The sequence below is a fragment of the Clostridium sp. NSJ-49 genome (assembly GCF_014287725.1).
Lineage (GTDB): Bacteria > Bacillota > Clostridia > Clostridiales > Clostridiaceae > Clostridium > Clostridium disporicum_B.
In genome coordinates this window covers 44,570-69,410 of sequence record NZ_JACOOP010000012.1, presented here as the reverse complement: position 1 = coordinate 69,410, position 24,841 = coordinate 44,570, and the positions used below count along the sequence as shown (strand labels likewise).

General features: G+C 28.4%; 24 protein-coding genes. 23 read left to right on the top strand and 1 reads right to left on the bottom strand.

The features are described 5' to 3' along the window. Positions 1 to 419 precede the first annotated feature (419 nt). The 11 genes from H8S10_RS06300 (at position 420) to H8S10_RS06250 (ending at position 9,655) form a co-directional block, all read left to right on the top strand. Positions 420 to 2,279 (top strand): PTS sugar transporter subunit IIA, encoded by a 1,860-nt coding sequence (locus tag H8S10_RS06300; protein WP_186838315.1) that lies wholly within the window; start codon positions 420 to 422, stop codon positions 2,277 to 2,279. A gap of 8 nt (positions 2,280 to 2,287) precedes the next feature. Further along, the gene (gene ypdE / locus H8S10_RS06295) at positions 2,288 to 3,361 is read left to right on the top strand and encodes an aminopeptidase (protein ID WP_186838314.1); all 1,074 of its coding nucleotides are present in this window, start codon (positions 2,288 to 2,290) and stop codon (positions 3,359 to 3,361) included. 12 nt (positions 3,362 to 3,373) lie between these two features. Continuing rightward, entirely contained in the window at positions 3,374 to 3,697 is a 324-nt protein-coding gene (locus H8S10_RS06290; RefSeq protein WP_186838313.1) for a PTS lactose/cellobiose transporter subunit IIA, read from the top strand. A gap of 1 nt (position 3,698) precedes the next feature. Further along, positions 3,699 to 4,031 (top strand): PTS sugar transporter subunit IIB, encoded by a 333-nt coding sequence (locus tag H8S10_RS06285; RefSeq protein WP_186838312.1) that lies wholly within the window; start codon positions 3,699 to 3,701, stop codon positions 4,029 to 4,031. 116 nt (positions 4,032 to 4,147) lie between these two features. Further along, positions 4,148 to 5,461, top strand: a complete 1,314-nt coding sequence (locus H8S10_RS06280) for a PTS transporter subunit EIIC (RefSeq protein ID WP_186838311.1) — start codon at positions 4,148 to 4,150, stop codon at positions 5,459 to 5,461. 128 nt (positions 5,462 to 5,589) lie between these two features. Then, positions 5,590 to 6,675 carry a Xaa-Pro peptidase family protein gene (locus H8S10_RS06275; RefSeq protein ID WP_186838310.1) on the top strand — a complete coding sequence of 362 codons (1,086 nt, stop codon included), beginning with the start codon at positions 5,590 to 5,592 and terminating at the stop codon, positions 6,673 to 6,675. A gap of 3 nt (positions 6,676 to 6,678) precedes the next feature. Beyond that, a complete protein-coding gene (locus H8S10_RS06270) occupies positions 6,679 to 7,854 on the top strand; it encodes a PatB family C-S lyase (protein WP_186838309.1) in 1,176 nt (391 codons plus the stop codon). Positions 7,855 to 7,988: 134 nt separating this feature from the next. Then, positions 7,989 to 8,558 (top strand): transposase, encoded by a 570-nt coding sequence (locus tag H8S10_RS06265; protein WP_186838308.1) that lies wholly within the window; start codon positions 7,989 to 7,991, stop codon positions 8,556 to 8,558. Between the two features lie 227 nt (positions 8,559 to 8,785). Continuing rightward, positions 8,786 to 8,977, top strand: coding sequence for a YvrJ family protein (locus H8S10_RS06260; RefSeq protein WP_055265424.1), 192 nt, complete (start codon positions 8,786 to 8,788; stop codon positions 8,975 to 8,977). Between the two features lie 65 nt (positions 8,978 to 9,042). Further along, a complete protein-coding gene (locus H8S10_RS06255; RefSeq protein WP_186838307.1) occupies positions 9,043 to 9,267 on the top strand; it encodes a DUF1659 domain-containing protein in 225 nt (74 codons plus the stop codon). 172 nt (positions 9,268 to 9,439) lie between these two features. Further along, complete coding sequence (locus tag H8S10_RS06250; protein WP_186838306.1) at positions 9,440 to 9,655, top strand: DUF2922 domain-containing protein; 216 nt, start codon at positions 9,440 to 9,442, stop codon at positions 9,653 to 9,655. Between the two features lie 155 nt (positions 9,656 to 9,810). Here H8S10_RS06250 and H8S10_RS06245 read toward each other — a convergent pair whose 3' ends face one another. Then, the gene (locus tag H8S10_RS06245; protein WP_186838305.1) at positions 9,811 to 10,044 is read right to left on the bottom strand and encodes a hypothetical protein; all 234 of its coding nucleotides are present in this window, start codon (positions 10,042 to 10,044) and stop codon (positions 9,811 to 9,813) included. Positions 10,045 to 10,343: 299 nt separating this feature from the next. Between H8S10_RS06245 and H8S10_RS06240 the strand changes: the two genes are divergently transcribed. The 12 genes from H8S10_RS06240 (at position 10,344) to H8S10_RS06185 (ending at position 24,726) form a co-directional block, all read left to right on the top strand. Further along, the gene (locus H8S10_RS06240) at positions 10,344 to 10,526 is read left to right on the top strand and encodes a hypothetical protein (RefSeq protein WP_055265416.1); all 183 of its coding nucleotides are present in this window, start codon (positions 10,344 to 10,346) and stop codon (positions 10,524 to 10,526) included. A gap of 79 nt (positions 10,527 to 10,605) precedes the next feature. Then, positions 10,606 to 10,758, top strand: a complete 153-nt coding sequence (locus tag H8S10_RS06235) for a hypothetical protein (RefSeq protein WP_156334260.1) — start codon at positions 10,606 to 10,608, stop codon at positions 10,756 to 10,758. Positions 10,759 to 10,826: 68 nt separating this feature from the next. After that, the gene (locus H8S10_RS06230; protein ID WP_055265414.1) at positions 10,827 to 11,117 is read left to right on the top strand and encodes a nucleotidyltransferase domain-containing protein; all 291 of its coding nucleotides are present in this window, start codon (positions 10,827 to 10,829) and stop codon (positions 11,115 to 11,117) included. Further along, on the top strand, positions 11,104 to 11,499 hold the full coding sequence (locus tag H8S10_RS06225; protein WP_186838304.1) for a nucleotidyltransferase substrate binding protein: 396 nt from the start codon (positions 11,104 to 11,106) through the stop codon (positions 11,497 to 11,499). Before H8S10_RS06230 ends, H8S10_RS06225 begins: the two co-directional genes overlap by 14 nt. A gap of 293 nt (positions 11,500 to 11,792) precedes the next feature. Further along, positions 11,793 to 13,100 (top strand): extracellular solute-binding protein, encoded by a 1,308-nt coding sequence (locus H8S10_RS06220; protein ID WP_186838303.1) that lies wholly within the window; start codon positions 11,793 to 11,795, stop codon positions 13,098 to 13,100. An 89-nt stretch (positions 13,101 to 13,189) separates the two neighbouring features. Beyond that, a complete protein-coding gene (locus H8S10_RS06215) occupies positions 13,190 to 14,086 on the top strand; it encodes a sugar ABC transporter permease (protein ID WP_186838302.1) in 897 nt (298 codons plus the stop codon). Continuing rightward, entirely contained in the window at positions 14,079 to 14,924 is an 846-nt protein-coding gene (locus tag H8S10_RS06210; RefSeq protein WP_186838301.1) for a carbohydrate ABC transporter permease, read from the top strand. Before H8S10_RS06215 ends, H8S10_RS06210 begins: the two co-directional genes overlap by 8 nt. 79 nt (positions 14,925 to 15,003) lie before the next feature. Then, a complete protein-coding gene (locus tag H8S10_RS06205; protein WP_186838300.1) occupies positions 15,004 to 18,027 on the top strand; it encodes a glycoside hydrolase family 2 TIM barrel-domain containing protein in 3,024 nt (1,007 codons plus the stop codon). Positions 18,028 to 18,109: 82 nt separating this feature from the next. After that, on the top strand, positions 18,110 to 19,648 hold the full coding sequence (locus H8S10_RS06200) for a response regulator (RefSeq protein ID WP_186838299.1): 1,539 nt from the start codon (positions 18,110 to 18,112) through the stop codon (positions 19,646 to 19,648). Next, the gene (locus H8S10_RS06195) at positions 19,638 to 21,404 is read left to right on the top strand and encodes a histidine kinase (protein ID WP_186838298.1); all 1,767 of its coding nucleotides are present in this window, start codon (positions 19,638 to 19,640) and stop codon (positions 21,402 to 21,404) included. Before H8S10_RS06200 ends, H8S10_RS06195 begins: the two co-directional genes overlap by 11 nt. 20 nt (positions 21,405 to 21,424) lie before the next feature. After that, entirely contained in the window at positions 21,425 to 23,485 is a 2,061-nt protein-coding gene (locus H8S10_RS06190) for an alpha-galactosidase (RefSeq protein WP_186838297.1), read from the top strand. 437 nt (positions 23,486 to 23,922) lie between these two features. Then, complete coding sequence (locus H8S10_RS06185) at positions 23,923 to 24,726, top strand: glucosaminidase domain-containing protein (protein ID WP_186838296.1); 804 nt, start codon at positions 23,923 to 23,925, stop codon at positions 24,724 to 24,726. The last annotated feature ends 115 nt before the right edge of the window (positions 24,727 to 24,841 follow it).

Below are 24,841 nucleotides of genomic sequence, written 5' to 3'. Positions count from 1 at the left end.
ATAAATTTAAATGACTTTCATTAAATATGTATACTGTTTTTATAATCTAAAACTTAAAGAAAAGTAATAATTTTTTATTTAGGAAGATATTAAATATCAGTATAAATTATGAATTTTTCAAGAAAGCTCTGTGCATATAATGCATAGGGCTTTTTATTTATGAAGATTACAAAGTAAGATCATAATTTTATAAGCAGTTTATAATGGAGTATTTAAACATATATAACTAAAAATTTATAATATTTAACATAATATTGTATAATGAATTAGTAAAACTATTGGTTTATTTTTTGCACATTAGTGTGCAATTAAAAATCTTTTGTATTTCAAGAAGATAAATTAGAATTAAGATGTAAACAATAACAAAAGGTTTTGAATGAATATAAGCCAATAGTGTTAGAAAATTAGGGGGATTAAAAATGAGAGAGTTAGATATAATCAATGAGCTTATTGAGGCTAATGATTATTTATCTATAGATTACTTTATAAATAAGTATTCTATTTCAAAAAGAACATTACAAAATGATTTTTCTTACCTAGTTAATATTACTAATGCAAAAGGATTTCATTTAACTCAAAAAAGAGGTAAGGGATATTTATTAGAAATAACTGATGAAGTTAAGTTTAATAGTTTTATTAATGATTTGAAGAGATTAGCTGATAAGCCTAAAATTACTGTGGAAAATATAGTTGGATACATAGCAGTAAGTGATAATTATACAACTATGGATAATTTAATGGATGTATTTAATTCAAGTAAATCTTTAATTAGTGGCTTTAAGGCTGAAGTGGACAAATATATTAGTAGATTTAATTTAGAGGTTGATAGAAAAGCTCATTATGGTATGAAAATAACTAATCCTTTAATAAAAAGAAGAGAGCTTTTAGTTAAATTGTATCTTGATGATAACCGAATAGTTAAGGAAGAGATTAATAAGGTTGTTGATAGGAGATTTATTGTTATACAAGATTCTTTAATAGATACACTTAAGAGTAATGATTTAAATATAAATTATGTTGAGCTAAAAGAGTTAACAGCATGGTTAAAGGTTACAATTTTTATTCATGCAAGATTAAATACAGATGTTATTGATAACTGTGATTTATCTTTAGTAAATAGTATACAGGAAATATTTAGGGTTGGAGTTAGTTATGAGGATATAGAAGAGTTTAGAAGTTTAGTTAAAGCTAAGACTAGAAGCAATGAGCAAAACTCTATATATTTAGAAAAGTTAGCAGTAGATATAGAAGAATTTTTAATTAATATGGATAAAGATAATAATACGTTTTTTAATCAAGATGAAGATTTTAAAAGATTATTGATAACTCATATTGGTTCATTAATTAATAGGTTAAGCTACAAAATATCATATACTAATCCAATTATTGATGAGTTAGCAATTAAGTATCCTATCATATTTAATATTGCTATAGCCTTAGGGAATATGCTTAAGGAAAAATACGGAATAGAGCCTACTCGTGATGAGATAGGATTTATAGCGACTCATTTTGCGGTTCATATGGAAAAAGAGATTATATATAAACTAGGCAAGTATAATAAAATTGCTATAGTTTGTTCATCTGGAGGGGGAAGTGCTTACCTAATAAAGCTTAAAATAGGTAACCTTTTTGGAAAGGCCAATATCGAGACTTTCTCAATTTTAGAGATGAAGGAACTTGAGGAATTTAATCCAGATATAATCTTCTCAATAAGCGAGTTAAACACTAGTTTAAAAGTACCTTTGATATATATTAAAGAACTTTTGGATGATTATGATATTTTAAATATTAAACAGTTAGTTATGTTTGAAAATTTTAATGAAGCGTTTGTTGATAAAACTAAAGAGTATTATGTAAAAAGATTTTTTGATTATAATTATTTTTCTATAGAGGATTCTTGTGATGATTATATTAAATGCCTCACTAAGATGTCTAAAGAGATAGAGCAAAGTGGTGTTGGAGGAAATGGTTATTCAAGGTATGTACTAAAAAGAGAGGAATTTTCTTCTACTATATATCTTAATGGAATAGCTATACCTCACCCTATAGAAATGCAAGCTAATAGAGATTTGATTTCTGTAAAGATATTAAAAAAACCTATAATTTTTAATAATAAGAAAGTTTCAATAATATTTATGGTTGCCCTTAAAAAAGATAATTTAGAGTTTAATAAGGGAATAACAAATGATTTGTTTGAGATAATGAATGATCTTGAAATGGTGCAAAGTCTTATTAAGGTTAATAGCTTTAAGGAATTTATAGCGCTAGTAAGTAAGTAGGTGTAAAAATGGTAGATATTGAACTATTAAAAGCTTTATGTAACGCAGATGGAATAGCATCAAATGAGCAAGAGATAAGAGATATATTAGTTAAAGATATAAATGGACAAGTTTCTTTTGATGGCATTGGAAGTATGATAGTTAAACATAATGCCAGTAATAATGATAACCACAATAGTAGTGATAATACTGATAAGCCTAGAGCGCCTAAGCTTATGTTCTGTGCACACATGGATGAGGTTGGCTTTATGGTTAGATATATTAGCGATATAGGAATGTTGCATCTTATGCAGATAGGTGGAGTTAAGGACTCTGCAAAGAGTTTTCAGGCTGTTAATGTAACATTAGAGAATAGGAAGAAGCTAAGAGGACTAATGAACTGCTCCTATGATGATAATCATAAGGTTAAGGATGTTTATGTTGATATTGGCCTAAGCTCAAGAGATGAAGTCTTAAAGGCTGGAGTTAACATAGGTGATATGGTTTGTTTTGCTAGTAATAGTGAGATGATAAATGAAAATGTGTTAATGGCAAAAGCTCTTGATGATAGAGTAGGGTGTTATATATTAAAGGAAGTTGATAAAAGGCTTAAGAATATACAGCATGATAACGATATATATTTAAGCTTTACTAGTTCAGAAGAGGTTGGAACTAGAGGGGGGAAGTGTACAACTGATATAGTAAATCCGGATGTAGTTTTTGCTATAGATGTTGCTTGTGCACCTGATTTAGTAAGAAATTATACTAACCAACGTAAGATTTCTAAAGGCTGTATGATAGTTCATTATGATAAAACTATGATTCCTAATAAGAAGTTTTTAAAGTTTATTAAGGATGTAGCTATTGAAAATAATATTAGCTTTCAATGTGACATGTTTAGTGGAGGGGGAACTGATGCAGCTAACGCTCATTTAGTTAATGGAGGAAAGCTTGCAATAGTTTTAGGAATACCTCTTAGATATTGTCATGGAAGTTATTCAATGACGGATTTAAGAGATATAGATGAGTTAGTAGAATTAATTGTTAATATTATAAAAGAATTAAATGTAGAAAAATATGAAGTTATATCAAGTTACTTGTAGGAGGTACAGAAAATGAATGAATTAGAAATGCAAATAATGCAGATTATAGGCGCTGCTGGTGAGAGCAAAGCAAAGGCCTTTCAAGCTTTAAAAAAGGTTAAGGAAAGAGATTATGAAGCTGCTAGAAAATTAATGGAAGAAGCAAGAGAAATAGATCTTGAAGCTCATAATGCTCAAACAAAATTAATTCAGGCTGAACTTTCTGGAGATGCTGAGACTAAACCAATGGTGAGCTTACTTATGGTACATGCTCAAGATCATTATATGTCTTCACAGTTATCTAGAGATTTAATAGAAGCATTAATAGAAGTATTTGAATCAAGGGAGGAGAAATAAAATGAGAATTGTATTATGTTGTGCTGGGGGATTTTCAACTACCATGTTAATGAATAACATGAAGAAAACTGTGAAGGAGAGTAAAAAGTTAAACGATGCTGATTTTGAATTTACAGCAGTACCTGTAGATTTATTAAAGCAAGAAGTAGGCAACTGTGATGTATTAGTTGTAGGACCACAAATTGCTCATAAGCTAGATTATATTAAAGAGATAATTGGAGAAATTCCATACACTGTTATCGATCAAGATACTTATGGAAAAATGGATGGAGCAACCTCTTTAAAAATGGCTTTAATAGCTTATAGAAAAGCAGAACTTGCAAAACAAAAGTAGTATAAAAAGGTGAGCAAAATAAATGATTAAATATAAATTTATCTAGAAGCTATTATATGTAAGAATTTTAGTATTTAATCATTAAAAAATATATGGATTTAAGGGGAGGAAATAATATGTTTGATAAATTCGAAAATTTTATGAATAAGTGGCTAACGCCTCTTGCACAGAAAATGGACAAACAGCCACATTTAAGTGCAATTAAAAAGTCAATGGTGGCCATGACGCCAATACTTATCATAGGAAGTTTATGTTTAATACCAGAAGCTATAGCAAATATGATTGGAGAAACAAATCCAATATCACAATTTATTTTTAATAATATGGATAATTTTTATCTGCCATTCTATCTAACTATAGGAATGATGGGCTTCTATGTTTGTTTATGTATCACTTATTTTTTAAGTGACCATTATAAGTTATATGTTCCAGGGGCTATGGTACTTGGTGCAGTTGGGTTCCTTTTATTAGTATTTAGCTTTACTGAAGATGGAGGTATGGTTATTAGATACTTAGGAACTAAAGGTTTATTTATGGCAATGGTATCAGGAATCTTAGCTGTTGAATTATACAGATGGTGTAAAAAGAAAAATTTTACAATCCGTATGCCGGAAAGTGTACCTGATTTCGTTTCTAGATCTTTTGAATTAATTCCTACAACTGTAATTATAGTTGGTACATTTATGGCCATAAGATTATTAAGCTTAGCATTTTTTGATGTATTACCACCAGAAATATTAACTCAATTCTTATCACCATTAGTAGGATCATTAGATAACCCTTGGGTATTTGTATTTATTACTTTCCTTGGATGTATGCTATTCTTCTTTGGTATTCATCCATCAGTATTATCACCAATAACAGCTCCAATAGCAGCTCAATTCTTAGCTGAAAATATTGAAGCTATGCAAGCAGGTCAAGCATTACCACACTTCTATACTGGTGGTATGACAAGTGCATTTGCTAACTTTACAGGAACAGGTGTAACTTTTGGATTAGTATTCTGGTTCTTATTCTCAAAGAACAAGGCATTTAAAAAGGTAGGACAAGTATCTTTAGTACCAGCATTATTTGGTATAAATGAACCAATATTATTTGGTGCACCAATAGTATTAAATCCAACATTCTTCTTACCATATGTTATTGGGGGAACAATTTTAGGTACATTCCCAGCATTCTTAATGAAAGCTGGAATATTAGCAAAACCAATTTTTAATCCACCATATGTTGGAGTATTCCTAGAAGGATTCTTAGTAAATGGACATTGGCTAACTATTGTTGTTAATGCGCTACAAATGATTGGATCAATTCTTATTTGGTATCCATTCTTCAAGTTATATGAAAGACAAAATGAGTTTAAAGTAGAAGATAAGCAAGATTCTAAAATTTCAGAAGAAGATTTAGCATTAGTAGATGATTTAGATTTCTAAAAATTAAGGCGAGCGTAATGCTTGCCTTTTATACTATATAGAGAATTATATTTTGAGAAATCTATAGATAAGTTTAATAGTTGGTGGAAACACATAGTTTTATCAGTAGCTTTTTTATAGGAGGAAATATGGCAAGGCATTTAGAGAAGATAAGAAATTTAATAGAAGAATTAAGTTTAGATGGCTTATTAATAAAATCAAAAACAAGTAAAAAATATTTAAACACTTTAACTGGTAGTGGGGTACAAATATTAATTACTAGAGATAATTCTTATGCTATTTTAGATGGAAGATATTTATCTGAAGCAAGAGAAAGAACAGATGAATTAATAATAGTAGAAAATACTCCTGCTAAAAGTAACAAATCTCATTTTGATATTGTAAGTGAAATATTTAAAGAATTTAATTATTCTAAGTTAGGTATAGAGGCTAGTAGTTATTCAATTTCTGATTATGAAAAGCTAAAAAAGTATGATTTTTCTGTTACTTTAGTTAATGATGAAATAAATGAAGTTAGAATAATTAAGGATGACTTTGAAGTTGATATATTAAAGGAAGCTTGTAAGATTACTGATGAAGTATTTACTGATGTTTTAAAGCATATTAAGGTAGGAATAAGTGAAAATGAAATAAATGCATTAATACATTATTATGCTTTAAAGGCTGGTGCAAGCAAGTTATCCTTTGAGCCAGTAGTAACTTCAGGACCAAGAACTGCACTGCCTCATGGAAGACCTACTGAGAGAAAGGTTAAAGCTAATGAACCTATAATGATTGATTTTGGAATAGAGTATAAGAATTATCAGTCTGATATGACAAGAATGGTATTTGTAGGGAAGCCTAGTGAAGAGTTAATTGTTATTTATAATGTTGTTAAGAAGGCTCAACAAGCTGGAGTAGGTGCAATAAAAGCTGGAGCTTTAGCTTCAGAAGTTGACTTTATAGTTAGAGATATAATTGAAAAGGCTGGCTATGGTGAAAACTATAATCATGGACTAGGGCATGGTATAGGTATAGGAGATGGATGTGAGTATCCATTTCTAAATCAAAGCTCAAAAACTATTTTAAAGGATAATATGATAATGTCTTGTGAGCCAGGCATATATGTAGAAGGTTTAGGCGGAGTTAGGATTGAAGATGATGTGTTGATTTCAGGGGGAAGAGGTATACCTTTAAATCAAACTACGAAAGATATGATAATTTTGGAGGTATAGTATATGAAGCATAATTTTGATGAGGTTCATAATAGGTTAAATACGTATTGCACACAGTGGGATTATATTCAAGACCGTTTTAATAAGTCAGATTTAATTCCCTTTTCAATATCTGATACTGATTTTACAGTACCAGAGCTTGTATATAATAAGCTAAATAAGGCACTAGAGCATCAGATATATGGTTATTCGAGATGGAATCACCATGATTATAAAGGCTCAATTGCAGGATATTTTAGTAGAAGATTTAATAGTTTTGTAGATGAAAAGTGGGTAATATATTCCCCATCAGTAATGTATTCTGTTTCACTTTTATTAAGACTTTTAAGCGAAGATAACGATAAAATAGCTACATTTAATCCTATGTATGATGCATTTATAAATGTTATTGAGCAAAATAATAGGGAAATAGTAAGAGTTGAACTTCATGAAAATGAGGGGAATTTCTTTATAGATTTTAATGAATTTGAAGAACGGGTTAAAGATTGTAAGGTGTTTTTACTATGTTCACCTCATAATCCAACAGGACGTGTATGGACTAAAGATGAACTGGGAAAGATTGTAAATATATGCAAGAGATATAATGTAAAAATAATAAGTGATGAAATTCATGCTGACATTGTAATGCCTGGAAATAGACATACTCCTATGATTAATTACTTGGAGGAGTATAATGAAATTTATTTAGTTTCTTCAGGAAGCAAAACCTTTAATTATCCAGGATTAATCGGCTCTTATGCTATAGTTCCTGATGACAATATAAATAATTTATTTATACATCAAACAAGAACTAAGGATTTCTTAAACTCAGTAAGTATTTTAGGGATGTATGCAACAATGGTTTCTTATAATGAGTGCGATTATTATATAGATGGTTTAGTAGAATATATAAATAATAATATGGATTATGTAGAAAGCTTTATTAAAGAAAATTTTAAAGATATAAAATTTAAGAAACCAAATGGAACATATTTGGCTTGGATAGATTGTAGAGAGTTACCATTTACAGCAGATCAAATTCAAGATGCCCTAGTAAACATTGGTGGAGTAGGGATAATGAAAGGCGAAGTATATGGTTGTGAAAAGTATCTAAGATTAAATTGTGGATGTCCTCTTTCTAAATTAAAGGAAGGACTTGAAAGATTTAAGAAAAGTATTGAGTATCTTTATAATAGTTAACTGTAAAATTACTGGACCTCGGGGGGCCAATAAATTGGACCCCCGAGGTCCAGTAATTTTACATATTCAAGCCTTGAAGTGTTTATTTGATTTTATTTTGGTGATAATCAAGATAAAGGAAGGTGATAATTCAAATGGCTAGTAAGCGAAGAGTATGGGAACCTCATGCTATCTATCATGTAACAACTAGGGGAAATAGAAAAGAGGAAATTTTTAGAGATGAACAAGATTTTAGGGTATATCTAAGAATTTTAGAAGACACTATAATTTATTATAGTTACCTTAATTATCAAATACTTACATATTGTTTAATGAGTAATCATGTACATTTACTTATAAAAACAGATAGTGAACCATTAAAAAGATTTATGGCTAGGTTAAATTCTATGTATACAAAATATTTCAATAAGAAGTATGAGTATATAGGACATTTATTTCAATCTAAGTACTTTTCAGAAATAATAAAAGATGATGCACATCTTTTACAAGTATCAAAATATGTACACTTAAATCCAGTTAAAGCAAAAATAGTTGAAAAGCCCGATCAATACAAATGGTCTAGTTATCTAATGATTACAGGAAAAATTAAACCCAAATTAGTAAATATAGATATAGTTCTAGATTACTTTAAATACGATAATAGATTTGAATCTTACATGAATTTTATTGCTGTACCTCCGAGGTCCAATTTATTGGACCTCTAGGGTCCATAAATTTTCCATTGGCAAGCTTAAGCTTGCTACTTTTTTTATGCTAAAAGATGTTAGATCAGTATAGTAGATAGTAAATCGTAGATTTTTAAAATAAATATTAAAAATATTTATACTAAATCATATTTAATAAGTAGATACAAATTTAAAATTAAGTTTCTGTTAGAGATTATTACACACTAATAGTTTTACTTAACAGAATAATTAAGGAGGTTTATCTTATGGAAATTAATGATTTATTAAATCTAATTGCTAATGTTGGATTTCCAGTGGCTATAAGTGCATACTTATTAATTAGACTTGAAAAGCAGATAATGACTTTAACTTACTCTATTAATAAGCTCAACACTATAGTTTCTACTAAGCTTGGTATTGTAATAGAAAATGAAGAATTAAATAAAAGAATTTATTAAATTCAGTAAAACATTTATATTACATCATATTTATTAAGTGAAGAAAGAAAAAGGGGGAATGCTAAATGGCAGCCAATAAAGAATTACAAAAAGTATCATTAGCTTTTAAACTTGAAAACGGAATTGACGATGAAGGGAATACACTTTATAAAACAAAATCTTTTGCCAATGTAAAAGGTAGTGCTTCTGCTGAAGCTATTTTTGCTGTAGCGGAAGCTATAAAGACAGTTCTTAGAGATGATGCTGTCGCTTATTACTTAAATGAAACATCAATAATACAAAGCAACTAATTTTCAAATAACTGGACATTAGAGGGCTTATCAAGGAAACATCTATTCATATATGTTCGTAGGTGTACACTTACAGTGTAAGTTCAAGTTACCAAATCAGAGATTTGGACTTTCACTTAACTTCTACTAAACAAAATTAAAATTTTGAATATTACTTAAGGGGGAATAAATTATGGAATATACTTTATCAATGACTTTTTTAACTGAAACTGACGAAAAATATTCGTTATCTATATCTGGTGTTAGAACAAATCTTAATAGTGAAGAGGTAGCTGCTTTAATGGAGGTTATTTTAGAAAATGATATTTTCATAAGCAAAAAAGGTTCTATAGTCAGCAAGTATGCAGCTAAGATAACTGAAAGACAAGTTACTTCTTTTGATATTTAAGGTCTAGATGGCCATGACATATTCTGGACCTCTGAGGTCCAGAATATTACCAGGTACAAGTATTTAGATAGAAAAAACCTCTATTAGACACAAAAATCTAATAGAGGTTTTTTAGTAATCTTAACTATTAATTTATATTCATCATTATTTTGTATCTAATATTTCTTCAAAAATACATCTTCATAGTAATGATTTATGGCATTATCAATTATAGTATTCATATAAATATTTATGTCACTATGACCTGCCTTTATCTCATGTAATCTTCTTAATGTGGAAGGTCTTAGTTTATATCCTCTTTTGATAGTAAAGTATTCACCATCAATTGGAGGAGTTGTCCCGTTAAAGTTTCCATCAAATCTTTCTTTTTCAAAAATAATATTATTCATTTTTAACCTCCTAATTTGTTTCCATACAGAATATATAGTTATAATATATTAGTGGAAATTATTAATTTTTACTCTCACTTATTAAATATGATTAAAGTTAAAAATTTTACTATTTAAATTTAAGAAAAATATAAATAAATTCATATTAATCATATATTTCACTGGTAAATGAATAATATAAAGTATGATTTTTATGAAAGGTATTTCTTTGAATTATACGTATAATGATGGAACAAAGTTAAATATTAAACAGTCTAATTTAGAAGTAATAGTTAATTTAATGGGGGAAATAAAAAAGTATGCATTGTGTAAGATGTGGCAAAGAGTTAGATTTTACTATCAAGTTTTGTTCTAATTGTGGTAAAGAAGTTATTATAGGGGAAAATGAAGAGAGTTTCTTAGTTAAAGAGTATAGCATAAGAGATAGAATGCAAATAATTGAACTTTTTAATAATGCAAAGAAAAAAGAAAATGAAGTATAGTATATATTAAAAAATATATAAGAGTGATTTGAACTTAAAAGTTGTGTCAATAATTTCAGTTGAAGGAGTTGATATAACTATGAAGAACAAAATATTTTTGAAGATTAAAGATACATATAATAAATTTAATAATGAATATAAAAAAACAACAGTATTTGGAGAAAGTAGAAATTCTAATGTATATTTAGATATGTTAGAAGAAAGAATTAAATTCTATATAATGATGAATTAAAAACTCATTTATAATTAAGTATCGCTGATATATAATAGAAATAAAGTATGTAGTAGTAGGTGCTAATTATGAATTTAGATAAAGTAGTATTAGAAGAAATAGTAGAGATTTCGAAAAAACATAATGAAATAAATAAAGTCATTTTATTTGGCTCAAGAGCCAGAAAAGATAATGGAGATAGAAGCGATATAGATTTAGCTATATATAGTGAAGCATCTATATCAGAATTTATAGAAGATATAGAGAATAATACCACTACATTATTAGAATTTGATTTTTCAGATATGAAATCAGTTAGTGATGAATTATTTATAAATCAGGTCAATAAGGAAGGGATTATTATATATGAGAAGTATTGATTTTAAATATATGAACTTAAAAAAAGCATATAGTAGGCTAAAAGAAGTTAGTGATTTATATGATGGAAAAGATGATATAATAAGGGATAGTTTAATTCAAAGATTTGAATTTACTTATGAGCTTACACATAAGACACTTGGAGAATTTATGAAATATCTTGGAGTAACTTTAGAAAATTCCTTTCCAAGAACTATATTTAAAAAGGCTTATGTTAATAATTTAATATCTGATGATAAGGTATGGATTAATCTTTTAGAAGATAGAAATTCAACATCTCATATATATAATGAAAACTTAGCTGATGAAGTAGCTGATAGAATTGTAAAATATTATGTTGATGCTATTGGCGAATTAGTAGATAATTTAGAAAAATTATTATAGTAATATAGTTAAAATTTTATAGTACTTAAAATACAAGGCTTTGTGCATAGTGCACAGAGCCTTATATTTTATACAATAATAGAGAATTTAGAAGTGGACAATAGGAGTATTTTCACTGCAAAAATAAAAAAAGTACAAGTTTATAAAAAAAGTACAAGTGTTAAAAAAAAGGCAATTGGAAAAATGAAAATATTAAAAAAATGAACCCAATAAAGTTCTAAGAAGTATTAATTTTTATATGTTAAAATATTACTTGTAAAGCATTACAAAGAGAAATAAAGGGGAGAATTTAAATGAGATTTAAAAAATTATTATCAATTTTATTAGCATCAACTTTAACTTTAGGATTAGTTGCTTGTGGAAGTAGTGAAGATAGTGGATCTTCAGGAGAAACAGCAACAGGGGGTAATGACAAAATAACAGTATGGGCATGGGATGAATCATTTAATATAGTAGCAGCAAATCAAGCTAAGGAAATATATGCAAAGGATAATCCTGATGTAGATATTGAAGTTGTAACAATGTCACAAGATGATATCGTGGCAAAACTTAATACAAGCCTTTCTTCAGGATCATATGAAGGATTACCAAATGTAGTTTTAATTGAGGATTATAAAATACAAGGATATCTTCAAGCATATCAAGATGAATTTGCAGATCTTTCATCTGTAGCAAATGCAAGTGATTTTGCTGATTATAAAACAGGTGTAAATATTATAGACGGAAAATTATATGGTATTCCTTTTGATAGTGGTGTTGCAGCAACTTTCTATAGAGTTGACTTAATAGAAGAAGCTGGGTATACAAAAGAGGACATGCAAAATTTAACTTGGGAAAAGTATATTGAAATAGGTAAAGCAGTTAAAGAAAAAACTGGAGTTGCAATGTGTACTTTAGATCCAAGTGATATAGGACAAGTCAGAATGATGTTACAAAGTGCAGGTGCATGGTATACAGGCGAAAATGGTGAAGTTACTATAGCTGGTAATCAAGAATTAAAGGATGCTATAAAGATATATAAAGATTTAACTGAAGCTGGAATTACTAAACAAGTTGCTGAATGGGATCAATTCGTTGGCGCTTTCAATAATGGTGAAGTTGCATCAGTTGTAACTGGATGTTGGATAGCTCCTTCAATTAAGAAGGCTGAAGATCAAAGTGGTAAATGGGCAATAGCTGAATTCCCTAAGATGGCTAGCAACTCTAATTCTGTAAATGCATCTTCAATCGGTGGTGCAGGTTGGTATGTACTTAAGAATGTTGGTAACTCTGAAACTGCTGTAGATTTTGTTGGTAAAACTTTTGCTTCTAGCACAGATTTAATGAATAACTTAGCTAAAGACATAAATTTAGTAAGTACATTAAATGCAGCTGCAAGCTGTCCTAACTATAATGCAGGTGATGAGTACTTTGGTGGACAAGAAATATTCAAGGATTTAGCAGAGTGGACAGCAGAAGTACCTTCAGTTAATTATGGGTTACACACATATGCAATTGAAGATATTATGACTGAAGCTATGCAATCAATTCTTCAAGGTGCAGATATAGATGAAACATTAAATACTTTCCAAGGACAAATCGAAGCTGCCGTAGCTCAATAATAATAGCTTATAGCTAGGTTGTTCTAACTAAATAACCATTTACTAAAGTAAAGATTAGTAAATGGTTATTTATATATAAGGAGGAATATATGAAGATTAAAAGAAAAAACACAGAAATAAATTATAAATTAAATAGAAAAGCATGGCTATTTGTTATACCAAGTATAGTTCTAATAGTTGCATTTGTATTTTATCCTATGGTACAAGCGTTTATAACGTCACTTCAAGGGGGAATGGGTAATAACTTAACATTTGTAGGATTGGATAATTATAAGAGATTATTAACAGATTCAACATTTAGAAAAGCATTATTTAATACGGTATTATACTTAATTATTCAAGTTCCTATAATGATTATACTTGCACTTGTAATATCTGCAATGTTAAATGATAAAAGATTAAAGGCTAGAGGATTTTTTAGAACAGCAATTTTCTTGCCTTGCGTAACATCATTAGTAGCTTACTCAATAGTATTTAAGAGTTTATTTGCTACAGATGGATTCATAAATGCATTTTTAATGAACATAAATTTAATTTCAGAGCCAATATCTTGGGTAACTCATCCTGTTTGGGCTAAAATACTTATTATAATAGCAATAACTTGGAGATGGACAGGCTATAACATGGTATTTTATTTAGCCGGAATGCAATCTATAGATGATTCTATATATGAAGCTGCTGATATAGATGGAGCTAGTGCTTTTGTAAAATTTAAAACTATCACACTTCCACTTTTAAAACCGATAATATTATTTACAACTATAAATTCTACCATTGGAACACTACAGTTATTTGATGAAGTTGTAAATATAACAGGAGGAGGACCTGCTAACGCAACTGTTACTATATCTCAATATATTTATAACTTATTGTTTAAGTATTCACCAAACTTTGGATATGCAGCAGCAGTTTCTTACGTAATACTATTCCTTATAGTAATACTATCATTTATTCAATTAAAAGTAGGAGGAGATAAGAATGAATAGTAAAAAGAGAATTGTAAGTATTTTTAAATATATAGTATTAAGCATATTATCATTTATATCGATTTTTCCGTTTATTTGGATGCTTATAGCAATTACTAATAAATCAGTAGATATTACTAAGGGGACATTGATACCTGGAGGATATTTCTTTGAAAATCTTAAGAATCTTTTAGCTTCTGATTTACAGTATGCTACAGCTTTTAAGAATTCTTTAGTTATAGCTGTATTAACTACAACTTTTGCTATGATTGTTTCATCAGCAGCTGGATATGCTTTTGAAGTTTATAAAACAAAAACTAGAGATAGAATTTTTAACTTTATTTTATTATCAATGATGGTTCCATTTGCAGCATTAATAGTACCTTTATTTAGAATGTTTAGTAAGTTTAATAAGGTAGGTGCTTTAAAAGGGATTTCATTAAATACTCATGGAGCAGTAATAGTAGTTTCAGTAGCTACAGCATTTTTAATATTCTTCTTTAGACAAAATACTAAGACATTCCCAAAGGATTTAATAGAGGCAGCTCGTATTGATGGTTTAGGAGAATTTAGTATATTCTTTAGAATATTTATGCCAACTATGAAATCTACTTATGCAGCAGCTATAATAGTAACATTTATGACAAGTTGGAATAATTATATGTGGCCATTAATATCTTTACAATCACCAGATAAGAGAACTTTACCATTAGTAATATCAGCTTTAGGTTCATCTTATACTCCTGATTATGGAATGATTATGATGGCAGTTGTAATTGCAACATTACCAACGGCATTAATATTCTTCTTAATGCAAAAGCACTTTGTAGCTGGAATGACTGGGTCAGTAAAAGGATAAGTTGTATATGCCTCTGAGTTTGACCAAAATATTGGATTGACCTCAGAGGAAATTTAATAGTTAAAAGGAGAGAAGAGATATGATAAAAACACCAAGTATAGAATGGCTATCTAATCCGGAAATTTTTAGAGTAAATAGAATAGATGCACATTCAGATCATTTATATTATGAAAATAAAGAAGATATTAAACTAGGATATGATATGCCTTTAAGACAATCTCTAAATGGAAAGTGGAGATTTGCATACGCAGTAAATCAAGATGAAAGAATTAAAGATTTTTATAAAGACGATTATGATTGTAGTAATTTTGATTATATAAATGTACCTGGACATATACAAATGCAAGGATATGATAAGTGCCAGTATATAAATACTATGTATCCTTGGGATGGACATGATGAGCTAAGACCTCCTCATATATCAAAGACTTATAATCCAGTAGGAAGCTATGTTAAGCATTTTACAGTAAAGGAAGAACTAAAAAATAAGAAGACATTTGTATCTTTCCAAGGTGTAGAAACTGCTTTTTATGTATGGTTAAACGGTGAATTTATAGGTTACAGTGAAGATACATTTACTCCATCAGAGTTTGATATAACTGATTACTTAAGAGATGGAGAAAATAAGCTAGCAGTAGAAGTATATAAGAGAAGTAGTGCAAGCTGGATTGAAGACCAAGATTTCTGGAGATTCTCAGGAATATTCAGAGATGTATATCTTTATGCTATACCAGAGTGGCATGTAGATAATATATTTGTTAAGGCTGGATTAGATGATTCTTATACTAATGGTATTTTAAATTTAGATTTAAATATTAAATTTAATAAGGACTGTTTTGTAAATATATATTTAGAAGATAAAGAAGGAAATTCAATATGTTCTTTAGATAAAGTACAAGCTCAAGATATTTTAAATAAAGAGATTATTTTAGATAAAGTAAATCAATGGAGTGCTGAATCTCCATACCTTTATAATTTATATATTGAATTAGTAGATGAAAATGATGAGTTAATAGAAATTATTAAACAAAGAGTTGGATTTAGAAGATTTGAGTTAAAAGATAATATAATGCATTTAAATGGTAAGAGAATATTATTTAAAGGTGTAAATAGGCATGAATTCAACTGTAAAACAGGAAGAGCTATAACGAAAGAGGATATGTTATGGGATATTAAATTCTTAAAGCAGCACAATATAAATTCAGTAAGAACTTCACATTATCCTAATAACTCAATGTGGTATGACTTATGTGATGAATACGGAATATATTTAATAGATGAAGCTAACTTAGAAAGTCATGGTTCATGGCAGAAGATGGGTAAATGTGAGCCTTCATGGAATATTCCAGGGTCTTTACCAGAATGGAAGGATGTTGTTGTAGATAGAGCTGAATCAATGTTTGAAAGAGATAAAAACCACCCATCAATTTTAATATGGTCTTGTGGGAATGAATCTTATGCAGGATCAAATATTTTAGAGATGACTAAGTATTTCCATAAAAAAGATGATAGTCGTTTAGTTCATTATGAAGGAGTATTCTGGAATAGAGAATTTGATGAAATAAGTGATATGGAAAGTAGAATGTATGCAAAGCCAGCAGAAATAGAAGAGTATTTAAATAATGACCCTAAAAAGCCATATATTAGTTGTGAATACATGCATGCCATGGGAAATTCTTGTGGAGGATTAAATTTATATACTGAATTAGAAGAGAAATACCCTATGTATCAAGGTGGATTTATTTGGGATTATATAGATCAAGCAATAGAAGTAACTGATGAAAATGGAGAAAGTAAGTTAGTTTACGGTGGAGATTTTGATGATAGAGCAACTGATTATTGCTTCTGCACCGATGGAATAATTTATGCAGACAGAACAATATCACCTAAATCACAAGAAGTAAAATATCTATTCTCAAATATAAAAATAAAACCTGATAATAAAGGTATTATTATAAAAAATAACAACCTATTTGAAGGAACTGAAAATTATGAGTTTATATGCTATATTGAACATGAAGGAAATAGGATTTTTGAAAAAACTATAGTAGAAGATGTTGCTGCAGGCACAGAAAAATATGTAGAAATAGATTATCCAAATATTGAAAAAAATGTCGAGGTTACTTATAATGTATCTATGATATTAAAAGAGGATACTTTATGGGCAACTAAAGGATATGAAGTAGCTTTTGGACAAGCTGTTTATACTAATTTAGATAACTTAGAGAGTAAAGATAATGATGATAAGTTAGAAGTAGTTCATGGAGATGTAAATATTGGGGTTAAAGGTAAAGGTTTTAGTATGATGTTCTCTATACAAGAGGGTGGATTAATATCACTTCGTTATGATGATAAGGAGTATATTACTAGGGCACCAAAAACTTCATTCTTCAGAGCAACTACCGATAATGATAGAGGCAATGGACATAACTTTAGATGTTCACAATGGCAGATAGCTGGATTACATCAAAGATTAGTTGATTTTAAATTAAATGAAGAAGAAAATAAAGTGATTTTAGAATATAAGTTTATAATGCCAACAAGTATTGAAACTACAAATACAGTTATATATACAGTTACTCCTGATGGTGCAATAAATGTGAACTTAAAGTACAAAGGAGTAGAAGGTATGAGTGAAATACCTTTATATGGTATGGATTTCAAACTAAAAAAAGAGTTAGGTAATTTTAAATATTATGGTTTAGGACCAGATGAAAATTACATTGACCGTAATGAAGGAACTAGACTTGGGGTATTTGAAAATACAGCTATGAATAATATGTCAAAATATCTAATTCCTCAAGAGTGTGGAAACAGAACAGGAGTTAGATGGGTAAAGGTAACTGATGATAATGGTAAAGGATTATGCTTTAAATATGATAAAAAACCATTTGAGTTAAGTGTATTACCTTATAGTGCATATGAAATAGAAAATGCAATGCATATTGATGAATTACCTAAAGTGAATTATACATGGGTGCGTATAATAGCTAAACAAATGGGTGTTGGTGGAGACGATAGCTGGGGAGCACCAGTTCATGATCAATACTTAATACCATCTAATGAAGATATAGATTTCAGTTTTACTGTAACAAGGGTATAAAATAGACCTTCGGGGTCCAATTTTTGGACCCCGAAGGTCCAGAAAATTTCCAGGGGCAAATTGTAAAGGATGGGTAAATAGTATGGGAAAATGTAGGGTATTAATTGTAGAAGATGAATTTATTATGCGTCAAGGAATAAAACACATGATAAATTGGGAGGGTGAAGGTTTTACAATAGTTGGAGAAGCTGTAAATGGGAAAGAGGCATTAGATATAATTGAGGAAGTAAGTCCAAATATTATTATATCTGATATAGTGATGCCTATATTAGATGGTGTTGATTTTTCAAAGCTAGTACAGAAAAAATACCCAGAAATACAGATTATCATTCTTAGTAGTTATGATAAATTTGAATATGTAAAAAGTACTTTGTTAAGTGGAGCTGTGGATTATATATTAAAGCCTACGCTAACTCCATCAAATTTAATAATAACTTTGAATAAAGCGGTAAATAGAATTCCAGGAATGGAGCTAATAAAAAATGATAAGGAAGATTATCATAGTTTTATAGAAAAATTTATTCTAGGTTATGAAAACGTATTAAATGAGAGTGTATTTTTAAATATTTTTCCTAACAGCTGCTTTAGGATATTTGGAATTGATATAAAAAACTTACGTGGGAAAAATGAAGAGTATATTCAAGAGATTATAGGAAAGTTAGATGAATTTTTCAAAAGTAATAAAGAGTATAAAAATATAAAATTATTAATAAATGATAGGATTTTATTTTACACAATAAATTATAAGATAAGTGATGATAAGCATATAGTTAGTGAAATAGAGCAGTTCATAAATAATGAAATATGGAGTAATGGTAATATATTTTTTGTAATAAGTGAAAAATTTAATAATTTATCAGATATAAAATATATCTATAATGAAAAATTTATTCCGTTTATAGGACAACGCTTCCATTACAAGAATACATCTTTATTATGTACTGAAAATGCTATTAAAGAAAAAAGTAAAAAATTTGATTTTGATAAGTTTTATAATGAAATAAAAATAAAAGAGTTTGATTTAGCTTTCAATAATACTGAGGATTATATAAATCATGCAATATTTACTAAAATGAATGAACAAAAATTAAAGAGCTTAATAAAGAATTTACTTTATACTATGCTCGTTAGCATTGAAGAGTATTGTAATAATACAGATGAGTTAAGAGACAAGTATTTTAATATGGTTGAACAAGCTTTATATAGTACAGAATTAATTGAAGCTATTAATAGCATTTTTAGAGAATTAAAAATGATTATATCAGAAAATTGTGATGAAGAAGATAGTATTAAAAATATACTCGAATATATAAATAATAACTATTCAACTTATTTAGACTTAGGAGTTATTTCTCAGAAATTTAGCTTTAATTATAGTTATTTATCCTCATATTTTAGCAATCATTGCAAGGAGGGATTTTCAGAATATCTAAACAAAATAAGAGTTGAAAAGGCTTGTGAATTACTTAAGGGTAACAAGCATTATGTATCTGAAATTAGTAGTATGGTAGGGTATTCTGACCACAGTTATTTTTGTAGGGTATTTAAGAAAATTAAAGGGTATACTCCAAGTAATTATCGAAGATTAAATCTACTTATGGAGGATAAAAATGATAAATAGTGGACTAAGGAAAAACAGCTTCTTTTTTAAAATAATGTGTGCAGTTGTAGTTGGAGTAGTTTGTATATCTATTGCTATAAGTAGTGTAATAATAAATATGTCTAGAGATATATTTGAAAAGTCATATATAGATTCTCAACAGAAGATAATAGAGAGAGTTTGTGAAAAGTTATATGATTTTCATAGAAGGTCCCTGGAAACTATTAATTCAATAAATTCTAATAGAGCTGTAAGGCTCTTTTTTACTGATGAAAGCTTAAGTTATAATGACTCCTTTAATAATATATATAACATGCAATCACATATAAAATCATTGTTTAATGATAATAATTATAGTTTTGATTTACTTATGGTTGGATTAAATGGAAAGACTTATCTTAAGGATGAATTATTAAATATTGAAGCGAGTGAATTGCTTGAAATGGATATATCTAAGAATACATTAGAAAATAAGGATAGCATATTATATCAATTCTTAGATAAAGGGTTTACTTCAACTACTCAAAATGAGCCAGTAATATTAATAAGCAAAGCTCTTAATTCAAATAATGGAAATCCTTATGGGATTGTATACCTAATTATTAGAGAAAAAGAATTTGAAAGTATATATGATTACTTTTCTCATGATTTAAATAATGTTTATGTTCTTAATGAAGATAATACAGTTATATCATCTAACAATAATAGTAGCTTAGGTACTAAACTTGAAAATTTTGAAGATGAGATAAAAAATCTTGCTATAAATAATGAGTTAGGCATAATTTATGAGAATTATGGTAATGTAAATTTTACGCAAAGATTACCAGATAGTAATTTAGCATTATGTGGAGTTATCAACATAAATAAAGCTATAAGAGAAATATATGATGTTAGAAAAATAATATTTATATGTTTTATTATAACCTTAATAACATTGATAATAATATACTTAATAGTTAAGCAAGTTACAAGACCTTTATATATCCTTATTGAAAAAATGGCTACTCTTAGATCTAATAAATTTACTGAATATGTTGAGATAAATGAGGTAAGTGGAATAAGTGAAATCGAGGAGCTAGCAACTACTTATAACTATATGATTAAGGATATAAATTGTCATATAAAAGAGTTAGTAAAGACGCAAAAGGAAAAAAGAAAATTTGAAATATATGCTCTGCAAATGCAGATAAATCCTCATTATGTATTCAATACATTATCAAGTATAAAGTTTTTGATATGGCAAGGGAATAAAGATAAAAGCATAGAGGTGTTAGATTCATTTATATTATTGTTAAGAAATACAATTAGTAAAACAGATGAGTTTATAACTATGAAAGAGGAGATAGACAATCTTAAACATTATGTATTAATTAATAATACTAGATATGGAGATAGGATAGACGTACAGTATTTTATAATGCCAAACTGTTATGATTATTTAGTTCCAAAGCTTATATTACAACCATTTATTGAAAATTCATTCTTTCATGGCTTCCCTTCAGGAGAAGAGGGTAGGATAGAGATATTTATTAAAGAGGAAAATGAAAATTTAAATATAAGAATTATAGATAATGGTGTAGGAATTGAAAGTGATAAGTTAGAGGATATGAAAAATAGTAAAAAGCCTAGTAGTAAAGGTTTAAGTGGGATAGGTGTTAACAACGTAAATGATAGAATAAAGTTAATTTACGGAAATGATTATGGAATAAGTATAAAAAGTGAAGTAGGAAAGGGTACAGAAATAATTGTTTTATTACCTAAACAATTAAAGAAGTAGTAATTTAGGGGGAAGGATTTATGGCTATCATAATAAATAAAGAAGAAAATATTTTTTCATTAAATACAATAAATACATCTTATGTTTTTGGAATAGATGATGAAGGGCTTATAAGAAGCTTATATTGGGGAAGAAAGATAAATCATATTGATGATTTTGAACTTATAAAATTAGAAGAGGTTTCTACAAACGACCCTGTCTATGAAATAACTCCTGAGGAGTATCCTGTTTACGGTGGATTAAGATATAAAGAGCATTGCTTAAAGGTTAATTTCAATGATGGAACAAGAGAAGTAAAATATAAGTTTGTTGGATACAAGGTAGAAGAGAATAAACTTATAGTTTCTTTAAAGGATGAGTATTATGATTTAGAAATCAATCTAAATTATATAATTCATGAAAAATATGATTTATTAGAAAGATATGTAACTGTAAAAAATAACTCAAGTGAAGTTATGGAAATAGAAAAAATATATAGTGGGCAATTCCATATACCTTATGAAAATTTAAACTTTAGAAATGTTCATGGTCACTGGGGAGCGGAACAGCAAATGTTTACTCAAAAAGTTGGTTATGGAAAGATATATATAGAAAATAGAAGAGGTATATCTACTCATAATCATAATCCTTACTTTATATTAGACAAAGATGCAAGTGAAACAAATGGGGAAGTATTCTTCGGAGCATTAAAGCTAAGTGGTAATTTTAGTGGAATAGTTGAGCAAACTCCATATGGAGAAACCTTAGTTCAGCTTGGTATAAATCCTCATGATTTTATTTTAGAGCTTAAAGGTGGAGAAGAGTTTAAGACACCAGCTATTATAGCTGGATATACAAATGAAGGCTTTGAAAAAATGTCTCACAACCTTCATAATTACGGTAAAAATGAATTAATGAGAGATGGATTAAGAGATATTTTATATAATTCATGGGAAGCTACAGAATTTAAGGTTAGTTGTGATGAGCAAATTAAGCTAGCTAAAAAAGCAAAAGAGCTAGGTGCAGAGCTTTTTGTAGTTGATGACGGTTGGTTTGGAGAAAGAGATGGCATAGATAATGGATTAGGAGATTGGTATGTAAATGAAAAAAAATTCCCTAATGGATTAAACCAACTTATAGCTGCAGTTAAAGATATAGATATGAAGTTTGGAATATGGTTTGAGCCAGAAATGGTTAATCCAAAATCACAACTTTATAAAGATCATCCAGATTGGATTTACAATTTTAAAACGAGAGAATCAGACACATCAAGAGGTCAATATGTACTTAATCTAAGTAAAGATGAGGTTAAGGAATTTATTTATAATACATTAGACCAAATGTTATCAACATATGATATTGATTATATAAAATGGGATGCAAATAGACCAATATCTCAAAGTGATGTAAAGAAGGATATATGGTTTAAGCATATAGAAAATCTTTATGATATAGTTAGAAAACTAAAGGAAAAACATCCTAAAGTGTATTTTGAGGCTTGTGCATCAGGTGGGGGAAGAATAGACTTTGGAAGCCTAGAAGTCTTTGACGATTATTGGACTAGCGACAATACAGATGCTTATGATAGACTAACAATTCAAGATAGCTACTCATATATTTACCCTATTAAAGCCATGAGAGCTTGGGTTACAGATTGCCCAAACTTCTTATCAAAAAGAATAATACCATTAGAATTCAGATTACATTCTGCTATGATGGGTACTTTAGGAATAGGCTGTAACATATTAAAGTACAGCAAAGAAGATGATGAAATAGCAAAAAAACTTATAAGTGAATATAAGACAATTCGTCATATAATACAAGAAGGTGATTTCTACAGACTTGAAAACACTTCTTCAAATGATTATTACTTATATCAGTATTTAAAAGAAAATGAATCAGTAGTATTTGTATTTTTACCACAAAGTAAGATAGGTCATAGAGGAACTAGAGTTAAACTAAGAGGACTAGAATCAGATAAAAAATATACCTTAGAATACTTAGGAAAAACTATAGAGAAAACAGGTGAATATTTAATGAATTATGGAGTAGATATTAGACTTGAAGGTGATTATAGTAGCTGCATTATTAAATTGAAATAAAGTAGAAAATAATAGACAAAAAATTAAAGGGGGCGATGGCAGGGAGTAATTTAGAGATAGTTTCTTCTACTTACGCATATTTTCTATTTTACACAACCCATAAATTTACATATTATTGATGTTTATTGGCTATATAAGATCAATTTTATATATAGTAAATCAACAATTTTATACGCCGTTCACAAAAAGTTCATAAAGTTGATTGTCAAAATATTATCTAACTTCTAAGGCTTCTTATAGTAGTTATGAAGTCGTAATCAACAATTTATGGATAATCATTATTTCTTGATAATTTCAGTTATGTCAGTTTGACAAATGTTTTTATATGTGTTTAAAATAACAACTGCGATAAATAAGACAGTATTTAGATTAACTTTTATTCTAGAAAAGGAGTGTTATTTATTATAGTTGTATCAAAATTTCTATGTGCAATATACATGGTGACTTTATTATCAGGGGCAGGAACAGGAAGCACTATAGAAAGTACGTTAGAACCAGTAACAGGGATTAGGAATCTCACATTAGAAAGTAAGACTAGGTATAATGATTTTTTAAAGGTATATGAAGGTTTTGTTGAGGGTGGGACAACTAAAGCTAGCGTAATTATAGATATACCAGAAGAGGTAGAGACTAATACTGACACTAGGATACAGAATATTAACGGAATTAATGATGCATACAGATTATTTGAAATGATAGATAATCTGAAATTAAGTATTAGTGATAGAGATAATTCGTTTAAGGAATTATATGCAAGCAAAGATGTAAAAAGAGAGATAACATATAATCCAAATAATTTAAGAGAAAAAAGTAATTTATCAATAGAGCAAATATATAATTTGCTAGAAGGATCGAAATTACAGGTATTAGCTAGCTCTTATTATGAGATGGAAAATAAGCATAATGTAAATGCAATATTCTTAATGGCTCTGAATATTGAAGAATCAGGTCATGGAACTTCTGATTTAGCTGTATTAAATAATAATATTGGAGGGGTTAAATCAGCTAGTGGAGGATGGGAGACATTTGATGATTGGAATCATTCTCTAGAATATATAGCAAGTCTTATAGATGAAATGTATTTATCTGAAGATGGAGCATATTACAATGGGTCGAGTATCTATGATGTAAATATTAGATACTGTGAGGGTAATCAATGGGCATTTAATCTAAATACAATAGCTATGGAGTTACTAGAAAGGGCTAACTCTATAAAAGATAATTATATACAAAAACTTTAACAAAAAAGTATTGTGTGGTTACACAATACTTTTTTTGATAATAATTAAAATTATTAATTTCTAGCATACGCAAAAAATATTATCTCATATAAAAAAATTGTAAATAAAGATTCAG